15 protein-coding genes are annotated in these 9486 nt (G+C 59.3%); 5 read left to right on the top strand and 10 right to left on the bottom strand.

The window, feature by feature from the left end; all coding sequences use genetic code 11:
* Window positions 1–9 precede the first annotated feature (9 nt).
* From HA052_RS11055 to HA052_RS11085, 7 genes are all read right to left on the bottom strand, one after another.
* Entirely contained in the window at window positions 10–312 is a 303-nt protein-coding gene (locus tag HA052_RS11055) for an MDR/zinc-dependent alcohol dehydrogenase-like family protein (protein ID WP_166451983.1), read from the bottom strand.
* A gap of 187 nt (window positions 313–499) precedes the next feature.
* Window positions 500–1072: a hypothetical protein gene (locus HA052_RS11060; RefSeq protein WP_166451984.1), complete on the bottom strand. Its 573-nt coding sequence runs from the start codon at window positions 1070–1072 to the stop codon at window positions 500–502.
* Entirely contained in the window at window positions 1069–1512 is a 444-nt protein-coding gene (locus HA052_RS11065) for a RusA family crossover junction endodeoxyribonuclease (protein ID WP_166451985.1), read from the bottom strand. The genes HA052_RS11060 and HA052_RS11065 overlap by 4 nt, the downstream gene beginning before the upstream one ends.
* A complete protein-coding gene (locus HA052_RS11070) occupies window positions 1509–2345 on the bottom strand; it encodes a hypothetical protein (protein WP_166451986.1) in 837 nt (278 codons plus the stop codon). Before HA052_RS11070 ends, HA052_RS11065 begins: the two co-directional genes overlap by 4 nt.
* Window positions 2335–3231, bottom strand: a complete 897-nt coding sequence (locus tag HA052_RS11075; protein ID WP_166451987.1) for a YdaU family protein — start codon at window positions 3229–3231, stop codon at window positions 2335–2337. The genes HA052_RS11070 and HA052_RS11075 overlap by 11 nt, the downstream gene beginning before the upstream one ends.
* Before the next feature lie 37 nt (window positions 3232–3268).
* Complete coding sequence (locus HA052_RS11080) at window positions 3269–3727, bottom strand: phage regulatory CII family protein (protein WP_166451988.1); 459 nt, start codon at window positions 3725–3727, stop codon at window positions 3269–3271.
* Entirely contained in the window at window positions 3724–3969 is a 246-nt protein-coding gene (locus tag HA052_RS11085) for a hypothetical protein (RefSeq protein ID WP_166451989.1), read from the bottom strand. The genes HA052_RS11080 and HA052_RS11085 overlap by 4 nt, the downstream gene beginning before the upstream one ends.
* Window positions 3970–4075: 106 nt before the next feature.
* On the opposite strand from HA052_RS11085, the gene HA052_RS11090 reads away from it, so the two are divergent.
* Window positions 4076–4438 (top strand): hypothetical protein, encoded by a 363-nt coding sequence (locus HA052_RS11090; protein WP_166451990.1) that lies wholly within the window; start codon window positions 4076–4078, stop codon window positions 4436–4438.
* 22 nt (window positions 4439–4460) lie between these two features.
* Here the strand turns inward: HA052_RS11090 and HA052_RS11095 are convergent, their stop codons facing one another.
* From HA052_RS11095 to HA052_RS11105, 3 genes are all read right to left on the bottom strand, one after another.
* The gene (locus HA052_RS11095) at window positions 4461–4658 is read right to left on the bottom strand and encodes a hypothetical protein (RefSeq protein ID WP_166451991.1); all 198 of its coding nucleotides are present in this window, start codon (window positions 4656–4658) and stop codon (window positions 4461–4463) included.
* A gap of 170 nt (window positions 4659–4828) precedes the next feature.
* On the bottom strand, window positions 4829–5587 hold the full coding sequence (locus HA052_RS11100; protein ID WP_166451992.1) for a helix-turn-helix transcriptional regulator: 759 nt from the start codon (window positions 5585–5587) through the stop codon (window positions 4829–4831).
* 955 nt (window positions 5588–6542) lie between these two features.
* The gene (locus HA052_RS11105) at window positions 6543–6851 is read right to left on the bottom strand and encodes a hypothetical protein (protein WP_166451993.1); all 309 of its coding nucleotides are present in this window, start codon (window positions 6849–6851) and stop codon (window positions 6543–6545) included.
* Between the two features lie 243 nt (window positions 6852–7094).
* On the opposite strand from HA052_RS11105, the gene HA052_RS27945 reads away from it, so the two are divergent.
* From HA052_RS27945 to HA052_RS11120, 4 genes are all read left to right on the top strand, one after another.
* Entirely contained in the window at window positions 7095–7229 is a 135-nt protein-coding gene (locus HA052_RS27945) for a hypothetical protein (protein ID WP_277345091.1), read from the top strand.
* A gap of 79 nt (window positions 7230–7308) precedes the next feature.
* Window positions 7309–7653 (top strand): hypothetical protein, encoded by a 345-nt coding sequence (locus HA052_RS11110; protein ID WP_166451994.1) that lies wholly within the window; start codon window positions 7309–7311, stop codon window positions 7651–7653.
* On the top strand, window positions 7653–8471 hold the full coding sequence (locus HA052_RS11115; RefSeq protein WP_166451995.1) for a PD-(D/E)XK nuclease family protein: 819 nt from the start codon (window positions 7653–7655) through the stop codon (window positions 8469–8471). The genes HA052_RS11110 and HA052_RS11115 overlap by 1 nt, the downstream gene beginning before the upstream one ends.
* Entirely contained in the window at window positions 8468–9484 is a 1017-nt protein-coding gene (locus HA052_RS11120) for a hypothetical protein (RefSeq protein ID WP_166451996.1), read from the top strand. The genes HA052_RS11115 and HA052_RS11120 overlap by 4 nt, the downstream gene beginning before the upstream one ends.
* The last annotated feature ends 2 nt before the right edge of the window (window positions 9485–9486 follow it).

Here is a 9486-nt window from a genome sequence, read left to right on the forward strand (position 1 = left end):
CTATTTCCTTCAGAACTGGATAACGCCCTTGGCCTTCAGCGCGGTGTGAACTGCGCGGGAAAGCGCGTCATTGAGGGATTCGCCTTCATCCGGGCGGGTTGCCAGGACGGTCACAGCTTCTTCCGGCGTGATGAAGTGGGACTGCTGGGCGAAGGTGACGAATGTCCGGCTTGCGGGCTGACCCTCGGCTGCGGGGGCAGTCTCCCGGACCACGCCCAGGGAGACGGTTGCGGAGATCGAGCCGTCCTGGTTGACGTTGACCGGCCGGATGCAGAAGCACATCGGTTCGTTGATGGGGGTGAGGGTCAGCATTTGGAGCTCCAAAAAAAATCCCCGCAGGAGGCGGGGCGAGGTCATGAATAAGGGGGATTATTCATGTGGTATCTGGGGCGAAACCCTTGCATTATGGGGATGTGCAGAGGGTCTTGAGGAGGCCTGAAAACAAAACAGCCCAAACCATGGACGTGGTTTGGGCTGCTGTAAAACAGTATAAATTTATTCACGTAGCAACGCAAGTGTTACTGTGGAAAGCCTTGCTGCGCTTGGCGTTCCGGTATGTTGCATGCTTCACCAAATCCAGCACCTGCACCTCGATTACAGCAAGCGCGGTTGAGAACGTGCCGCTGAGGATGCGGAACGCCTCATGCTGGCGCCGGCAGATGGTGGGCTGTGACAGCATGTAGGTCTGGCCCATGTCCTCCTGACTCCGGGCCATCTCCTGTTCGTTCACCCAACCGCGGGTGAGCTCTCGGCGCAACGCAGTTGGCCAGCCACCTGGCAGCAGCCGGGCAGCCTCAATTACTGCCCGGGTATCCGCTGTGAAGTATGCGGCCAGCACCTGCTGTTCTCGCGCCGGCAGCCGGGCCACCTTCGCAAGGATGTCCACAGCCAGCATTTTCAACTCGTCCGGTGTAAGCGCGTCGAACTCGCGAGGTGCCGCCTCTGCGAACTTCTGGACTTTCACCGGGATCGCCTCGGACATCTGAAACGCCCAGCCAACCAGCGCGCGGATAGTTGAGAACTGCATATCGCCCTCGATTTCGTTTTGGTCTTGTTTGGTCATCACGGTCATGCGGCGAACAGCGCGCCCTGTATTTCCTGAACCTGCACGACAACCCCAGGCGTCTCGCCATAGCGCTTACGGACGACGATGTCGCAGGCCTGGACGTCGTCGGCCCACACGATGCCGTTCATGCCGTCGAACAGCGCTTTGACCACGTTGTCGGCGTCGGGCTTTTTGGTGGGCAGCACCTGGCCGGCGAGGGCGGCAGCCTGTTTTTTCTTGCTCCAGCTCGCGGGGATCGGGAGCGTGATCAGCATGCGGACGTCAGCAGGACCGGTGAGCGGTGCGCGGCCGGCCATGGCTTGCTGGGCGGCAAGCGCGACCATTCCCTCGTAGCTCGCGGTCTTCTCCGGCGTGTACATCCGGGCGAACTTGCCGCCGCGGGTGGAGACCTTTGGGCGACCTTTTCCGACTGGCGCGCCGGGTACGGTGAAGCGGATCGGGGTCACGCCACATCCTCCATGGGGTTGATTTTCGTCAGGAACGGCACCAGGCTTTCCGGCACCGGCTTGCGCGATTCTCGGATCGCTTCGGCCGCCATACGCTTGCCATGCATCCCGCCCTTGTAGACGCCTCGCGCGGTCTCATCTGCGATGGCGTATGCCCATTCCAGCCGGCGCTTGTTGTCGTTGGGGAATGTCATGCTGCGGGTTGCGCGCTTGACCTGTGCGATTTGCACTTCGGCCTCTTCGCGGGTCATCTTCGGCGCCGGCAAGGCCACGTCGTCGCTCACATCGGGAATATCGCCGACGTGGTGCTGATTCGAGTCCAGTGCGGCGATCCAGCGGCCACGCATGCTGCGGTAGTCGCTGTGCAGCAGATCGTTGCCAAGGGATGCGGCAGCCCAAAACAGCGACGAGCTCGGCCAGTTTTGTGCTTGGCGTGCACGGCGTTTCCCCATCTCGGCTTGGGCGCGGTAGAACAGGGCTTCCGGGTCTTGGCTGGCGCCGTCAGTGCCCTTGCAGCCACGGATGAACTCGTCACAGCTCGGCGGGTACTGATGGCGGGCCAGCAGGCCGCGCTTGATCTGGTCGGGCGTGATCTGCGCCAGGTCCAGTTCTTCTGCCCAGACCTTTTTCGCTTCCTCGAGGCCAGAGTCAACGGCGAAGTCCATGCTGTCGCTCGGGTTCGGGGCTTTGCCTGTGCGTTGATCGACGATGATGCCGCTGCGGAATTTCTCCGTGAACTGGGCTCCGAATCGGCCGGAGAGCCGGCGGAAAATCTCATCGACCCAGCGCAGCGGGATGCTGCCTGCGGCGTTCAGGATCAGGTCAGGGTGCATGCTGGATCACCTCTCCGTGGATTTCTCGCTCGATCGGGTATGGGTCGCGCGGTGGTGGGCTGAGGGCTGAGCCTAGGGCGGCCTGCTTGGCGGTGGTGCTGGTGGTGGACTTCTGCGCAGCCTGAACCTTTGCGTCGGTGACGCGCTGCCGGTCGGCGTTGAACTGCTGCTGGTCCAGCATCCACTTGCGGAATTGGGCCTGCCAGGCTTGCAGATCGGCACGGGTCTCGCGTCGGGCTTGGTAGTGGGCAACGAAGCGATCGACTTCGGTCGCCAGATCCAGGCCTTGCGATTGTGCTTTCGCCACGTCAACCCGTGCCGGTTGAAAGTCGTCAGGGACGGGAATTCCTGCGCGCGTATCACTCACATAGCAATCTACTGATTGCGTATTGGTGTCTGGTGACTGGTGAGCATTGCCTTCGCATCCTGAATCTATGCGTTCGCATGCCTTTTTCGATGCGTTCGCATTGCTAGGCTTATGCGGCTCGGATGCGCTCGCATTGCCTTCGCATTGCGGTTGCAATGCATGGCCTGGTGCGCTCGCATCGTCTTCGCATTGCTCCTTGTCCTTATTCCAGCGTGCGTTCGCACTGCGGCGAGCCTTCTTTTGCTTATCGCGGAAGCGCTCAATTTCCTGATCGCAGCGCGCGTTGTGGTAACCGTCATCGGCCAGAGTGAAGAACTCGCTGAGGACGATTTCGACGGCCTGGCGCTCTTCCTCAGATCTGGCGCCGACCAGCCGCTGCACGGTTCGCAGATCCGCCGGGAGTGGGGTCTCCGTCGCGTAGTATTTTCGGATGAGCCGGCTATAGGCGGCATCCTCAACGAACGAGAGGTGCGCCGTGGCTTCGGCGTAGTCGCCGAGGTGGTGCTCGTAATAGTTCATGCCTGCCCCCAATGAGCAATGCTGCGGGGTTCCATGCCTACCCCCTGACTCGCTGGATCATGCCCATGGTCACCGAGACCAGATCCCAGAGCGCGGCCTCGATCCGCTTGGCTTCAGCCGGGCTGACGCGCTCGCCCCACTCTGATTCCGGCTGCTCTGCCTCGGAAATCTCGCGCGCGACGTCGCCGCATTCCGTCGTCAGCCGGCAGCACTCGCGGGAGAGTTCTTTGAGCGTTATCTCCGCATCGGGCAGGGCCACAGTCACGCGGTTGCAGAGGGCTGCCAGCGCGTCAGCGATCGCGGGGTCTTGCGTGCGGTCGGTGATCTCTGCGGCCTCCTCCAGCGTCAGCTGGTTGGTTTCGCAGTTGGGGTTCAGCTTGTTGGCAAAAATGGTCGGGCTTTTGCGCATGACCATGGCGAGGCCGGCAATGCCGTTGTGGTAGCTCTTCGCGATCGTCTGGGCCGCGGCCGTGATGTGAATGTAGCGGGAGCTCATGATTGCACCTCGCTATTCATGCATTCATCATTCGAGCTGACTGCTACGCTCGTATTGACGTCCCAGATGTCAGGACGGAGCTCGGGCAGAGTGAAGCGCGGATCGGCTTCAATGATTCGTCTGCAGAGTTTGGGGCTGGGGTTTTTGAGGCCGACGCCGCACTGATAGAGGTATTGCTCGTTCGTGCTGGTGGCCTCGGCAAGAACAAGTCGCTCTTGCCGAGAGAGGTCTTGAAGCTTCATGACTCATCCTTTGGTGGTGATGAGTCGAATACTATCTTTTCGATAGCATAAAGGCAATATCTTTTCGCTCGTTCTTGCTTGGCTATCTTTTTGCTATAAGTTCGACATGGACATTAAAGACATTCGCTTGGTCAATCTGAAGGCGCTGGTCGCGGAGTTTGAGACGATCGCCCAGGTTGCACGGCAGTCAGATACCAATGAGGCCTACCTCTCACATATCCTGAACGGTGTGCTGCTCCCGAGCGGTCGCCCGCGAGGAGTGGGGCACGCACTTGCAAGAAAGCTGGAACAGGGCTGTGGCAAGCCGACTGGCTGGATGGATCACCCGCACCCGAATGGTGATGGCGCAATTCAGCGGATTGAGGCGAGCTCGCTTGAAGAGTTGGCCGGCATTCTGGGCGAGCTGGAGACGGGCGCGCTGCACAAGCTGATCACCGACGCGCTGGCCCAGCACGCCAAGAAAGCATAATGGCGCCGGGAGGCGCCATTTATCACGAGAAGAACTTCAGGATTTTCCCAACCTCACCATCTGCGCCGCTCAATCGCAGCTTTCCAGACGGCAGGATCTGAACCAGCAGCTGGGCGATAGGCCCTTCTTCGTCGTCCGCGTCCACGATTGCCTTGAAGTGATGGCAGTTTGTCGCGTGGATGCATGGGTGATTCGTGTTGCTACTTTTACCGCATTGCATTTCTTACTCCGTTTCTTCGTCGAGCGTAGGGCCTGTCATTTGTCACTATGTTGTTGTGTTGTGACGATATTTTCCCATTTGACGGAGTTCAGTGTCACTTCCCTAGAGGAAGTCAAAACTGTACACAGTATTTCTACGTATTTTTGAAGTAACTATTTAAGAGATATGATCTATTCGCATGCACCAATCTTGAACATCAATTGTTCTATAGTGTTGGCAGAATAACGGTCCATGAGCTGGTTTATGTGGTAATCCACGCCTTTTCTTGTCATGCCTAATTCTAATGCTATCTCGTCTTTTTTTAATCCCTTGTGACAATACAGTTCTATTAGTGTTTGCTGAATTACTTCCATTTGGGAAGTTTTTCTGTTTGAAGCAAAAACTCTATAGGCAACGTCCACCAGATCCGGCATTAGCACTTCCAGCAAATCGCGAGTCTCCCTGTCGTCCTCTATCTCTTTCCCTATCATCGACAGAATCACGCGGCAGTCCTGCCACTCTCCAATGAATGACAGACCGTATTGCATCTGGTTTTCTTTGACGGCCCGCGCGAACTGCTCGTCGAGTTTGGTTCGTGGCTCCAGCGTCGTCAGCATCGGCGACCACGGGAACACGGCGCCGGCCGGGCCGTAAGCAACAGGATCAACGCGATGGAACTGGTTCGCCGAGTAAGTCGTGATCCAGGCCTTGGGCCAGCCGAGGTTTATGTTCAGTGCTTTGTCGAACCCTTGGTCGCCGAAGAACGCCACCAAGATGAGCGGTACTCCGCCGGCGGCCGCACGCACCAGGGCCAGGGCCGCTTCAAGATCGTGCGCAGTTCGCACCTTGATTAGCACCCGCCTGAGCACCGCCACGTCGTGTACCACGGCGCCAGTCCGCTGCCTGAAAAGCTCCACGGCCTCCGGCAGGTTTGAAAGCGTTATCTGCATTAAGACCTCCTCATTGTTCACATTAGGCTATTTGCCGGGCTAGAAAAACCACAGCCAGGTGATGGTGTTGCCCCCTTTTTCTTCCTTATAGATACCTCCATTGCTAGCGAATTCGTTGTGTGTTTGTTGCAGTAAGCCAACTTTTTTCACGAGCGCTAGCGAAAAGATATTGCTTAACCAATATCGAAAAGATAGTATTCAGGTCACCAGCCCAGCACACCGGGCGCCGATCCTTAACAACCCAGTTCAACCGCCCACCGGGAGCAATCCCGAAACGGTGCCTGCAAGACGACAGTAAGGCCAGTGTGTGTGGAGAGTCATCAGACCGGGTGCAAGCGCGTGAGCGCTCCTAACGGCACAACGATCCAGTTTCAACATGCTGACGTGGATGTGGGGATAGCGCCCGGCGAGGGCGCCAGCACGAGCAAAAGCGCAAACCCATCACAACAAGCATTCATGGTGGCGCATCGCCAAACACAAAGTACCACTCAAACCAATGCGCGATCCGGGAGGCAGAGGCTAAACCCGGACGATGGCAAGGGCCTTAAATCGCAGATGAGGGGAGGGTGGTGTGGAGTGAATCGCCGCTTCGAAAGAGGCGGCACATTGAAGCGGCAGCACGGATGGACGTGCGGGAAGCGCGGGAACAAGCGCGCATATGGGGCCGAAAGGCTTGGAAGTTCCGGGCAGGAACACAGTCAGCGCAGAAGCGCCGTTACCGAGAAGGGGAGTCCTGCCACAGCCAGTGTCGAACCTGGCCCGCTTCGATGTGAGCAGCATAACAAAGGAGGTAGATACAGTATGGGAAATGACATGGAAATGCTTCGGGCGGAAATTGGAGCCTTAAACAATCAAGTGAGCATGCTGAACAAGCGGATATTGGAGCTTGAGAAAGCAGAAGCCCTGCGGCGGCAGGGCGAAGCAAAACTAAGAAAATTCCTTGATCAGTCCATTCCTAGCTTAACGATACGGAGCATGAATCCAGACGGGAGCTCTTCCCTTGTTGCGCGTCTTTGATGATCTCACCAATTTCGCGCAACGGCTTCAATGCAGATAGCGTTCGAATCTTGGCCTCGCCATCGGAAACATCGTTCTCTAGCGCTTTTATTGCTTGATCAATTAACGGATAGATATCGGCTGCGGTCTCTTTGGTAAGCAATTTAAGCATTGCAACTTGAACCAGCTGTAAAGCATCTATGCGACCGTGAATTCCTGCAAAGACAGCATTGATCTCTTCCGTAGGGTCGATTATGTCATTTGACATTTTTTTCTCCGAGTATAGGTGAGTGGAATTGCCATTGTACTCGAGCGGCATACCGCATTGCCGATAGCGGCGCAACGATGGACGAAAGATTCGTGACGGCGTGAGAGAACGCGCAGCAGCAAACAGGCGAGAGCGGCCTGAGTACAACGGCTTCAGGGGCCAGCGTGGCCCCACCAGTTTCCCCCCGCAGTACCTTGGCCGCCCGTGCTCCCCGCCGGGCGGCTTCTTTTTGGAGGTCACAGCATGCCTCGCTTCATGATCGGCTGGCTCAGCGACGCCCAGGCGCAGCAGTTGCGCGCCAACGGCGAGTGTTTGCGCTTCATGTGGTTCAGCCGCCGAGGTACACCGGTTCACCAAGTCGTCGCGAGGGCGCGATGAGCTACGCCCTTCAATCAATCGCCATCGGCGCGGCCATCGTGCTGCTGCTGGCGCTGCAACCTTTTTGGAGTTGATCACCATGAGCCTGCAAAACCTGTCTTGCAAAGTGCTTGCCGACCTGGGACGGCACGGCGCCGCGATGGCGGCGGATGAGCTGGAAACGCTCGCCATTGAACGCGAAGCGGATCTGATGCTGTCGGACACCGATTGCGCCCGCGGCATGGGCGAGTCCTTCATCGACCAACTGATCGCCGGCACGCCGTCCGGCCTGCTGGACGAGCTGCACCTCTATATCGGGCAGCAGTTGCTGCGCCGGGTGCACGATCGCAACCCGATGGGGCCGAGCTTTGCGCAATTGACGAGCGCGGCGCGGCGCTTCGTCGATGCGGCGGCAGCTAACCAGCTGAAGAGCGAGGCCGAGTGATGTCTGGTGCTTTCCGTGTCCGCGCTTCCAGCTGGGCCAGCCTGTTCGACTGCGCCCATCGCTGGGAGGGCGCAAACATCCTTGGCATGCGGATGCCAAGCAGCCCGCGTGCTCAGCTTGGCACCGCAATACATGCGGCAACCGCCGCTTTCGATGAAGCCAGGATGCGCGGCGAAGAGCTCCGCGCCCTGGACGTTGTGCCGGTGCTGGTTGATGAGTTGACCTCGCCGGAGCGGGATGTTGATTGGTCCGCCGACGAGCTGAGCCGGCGCGACGCCGAGGTGATCGGGCGCAAGTTGCTGACCCGGTACTGCCAAGAGATCGCGCCGCTTTACCACTATGTCGCGGTGGAGCTTGAGGTCGTGCCCTGGCGGATCGATTGCGGCGGCGGCATCGTCATCGAGATCCGCGGGACGCTGGACCGCAGCCGCGCGCGCGCCGATGGCGCCGGCGGCGTCGGCATCTGCGACATCAAGAGCGGCGTAAGCGCGGTAACGCAAGGGCGCGCGAAAACGAAAGGGCACGCTCCGCAGATCGGCACCTATGAACTGCTGTACGAGCGCACCACCGGCCAGGCGGTGACGTTGCCGGCAGACATTATCGGCCTGAAAACCAGCGGCTCGCCGGAGGTCGCCACCGGCCAGATCGTCGGCGCCCGCGACCAGCTGATCGGCACCGATGATTCGCCCGGCCTGATGGACTACGCCGCGGACATGTTCCGCAGCGGGCTTTTCCCACCCAACCCAACCAGCCACCTGTGCAGCGCCAAGTATTGCGCGCGCTGGAAGGTGTGCAAATTCAAGGATGACCAGCAATGACCGAAGTCGCGACCTCTATCCACTCTCTCCGGAATCAACCGCCGGCGGAAGCCAGCCTCCCGGTTGTCCGGGCAAGTTTCTTTGACCTGCAGGGCTTCGAGCTCCTGCAGCGCGTTGCCAAGGCCTTCGCCAGCTCGACGCTGGTCCCGCAGACCTATCAGGGCAATGTGGCCAACTGCATGATCGCGCTGAACCTGGCCGAGCGCCTGCGCGCCGATGCGCTGATGGTCATGCAGAACCTGTACATCGTTCACGGTAATCCGGGCTGGTCTTCCAAGTTCCTGATCGCCAGCGTCAACACCTGCGGCCGTTACGAGTCTCTGCGCTACGAGTGGCGTGGCGAGAAAGGGGCGGACGACTACGGTTGCCGAGCCTGGACTGTCGAGAAGTCGACCGGCGAGAAGCTCCATGGCGTCTGGATCGATTGGAAGATGGTGAAGGCGGAGGGCTGGAATAAGAAAAGCGGGAGCAAGTGGCTGACGATGGAGGACCAGATGTTCGTCTACCGCTCGGCCGCATTTTGGCAGCGTGCATACGCGCCGGAAATCAGCATGGGCCTGCCGTCGCAGGAGGAGTTGGCCGACACCTACGATGCCAAGCGCGGCGAGGATGGCGTTTACGAGGTTCCGCTTGAGGATCTGCAAAAGCAGAGACGCGCGCCCAGGGCTACGGCATCGCAGGCCGCCGCTTTGAGCGCCCCGGACGACGTAGATACCAGCACCGGCGAAGTGCTGTCCCAGCAGCAGTTCCGAAACGCGATGCAGCAGCGGCGCCAGGCTGAACAGGTGCGCGTCAATGACGACCGCGGCGACGCCAGCGAGCCCGAGCAGTTCGACCAGATCAACCAGCCGACCTTGGAAGAGGCGCTGGCCTTCGTGAGAAAGGGTGATCCGGACATGGCGCGCGACATTGCTCGCAGCTTGTCGGAGAAGGATCAAGCAATCGTCGAGCAGACCATCAACAACCAGCAGGCCAGCGCGGACCGCCCGCGCCGCCAGCGGAATCTGGAGTAATC

The sequence above is a fragment of the Chromobacterium fluminis genome (genome assembly GCF_011602385.1).
Classification (GTDB): Bacteria; Pseudomonadota; Gammaproteobacteria; order Burkholderiales; family Chromobacteriaceae; genus Chromobacterium; species Chromobacterium fluminis.

Coding starts and splice junctions, on each gene's coding strand:
- HA052_RS11055 (WP_166451983.1), bottom strand. CDS start 312: ATGCTGACCCTCACCCCCATCAACGAACCGATGTGCTTCTGCATCCGG.
- HA052_RS11060 (WP_166451984.1), bottom strand. CDS start 1,072: ATGACCGTGATGACCAAACAAGACCAAAACGAAATCGAGGGCGATATG.
- HA052_RS11070 (WP_166451986.1), bottom strand. CDS start 2,345: ATGCACCCTGACCTGATCCTGAACGCCGCAGGCAGCATCCCGCTGCGC.
- HA052_RS11075 (WP_166451987.1), bottom strand. CDS start 3,231: ATGAACTATTACGAGCACCACCTCGGCGACTACGCCGAAGCCACGGCG.
- HA052_RS11080 (WP_166451988.1), bottom strand. CDS start 3,727: ATGAGCTCCCGCTACATTCACATCACGGCCGCGGCCCAGACGATCGCG.
- HA052_RS11085 (WP_166451989.1), bottom strand. CDS start 3,969: ATGAAGCTTCAAGACCTCTCTCGGCAAGAGCGACTTGTTCTTGCCGAG.
- HA052_RS11090 (WP_166451990.1), top strand. CDS start 4,076: ATGGACATTAAAGACATTCGCTTGGTCAATCTGAAGGCGCTGGTCGCG.
- HA052_RS11095 (WP_166451991.1), bottom strand. CDS start 4,658: ATGCAATGCGGTAAAAGTAGCAACACGAATCACCCATGCATCCACGCG.
- HA052_RS11100 (WP_166451992.1), bottom strand. CDS start 5,587: ATGCAGATAACGCTTTCAAACCTGCCGGAGGCCGTGGAGCTTTTCAGG.
- HA052_RS11105 (WP_166451993.1), bottom strand. CDS start 6,851: ATGTCAAATGACATAATCGACCCTACGGAAGAGATCAATGCTGTCTTT.
- HA052_RS27945 (WP_277345091.1), top strand. CDS start 7,095: ATGCCTCGCTTCATGATCGGCTGGCTCAGCGACGCCCAGGCGCAGCAG.
- HA052_RS11110 (WP_166451994.1), top strand. CDS start 7,309: ATGAGCCTGCAAAACCTGTCTTGCAAAGTGCTTGCCGACCTGGGACGG.
- HA052_RS11115 (WP_166451995.1), top strand. CDS start 7,653: ATGTCTGGTGCTTTCCGTGTCCGCGCTTCCAGCTGGGCCAGCCTGTTC.
- HA052_RS11120 (WP_166451996.1), top strand. CDS start 8,468: ATGACCGAAGTCGCGACCTCTATCCACTCTCTCCGGAATCAACCGCCG.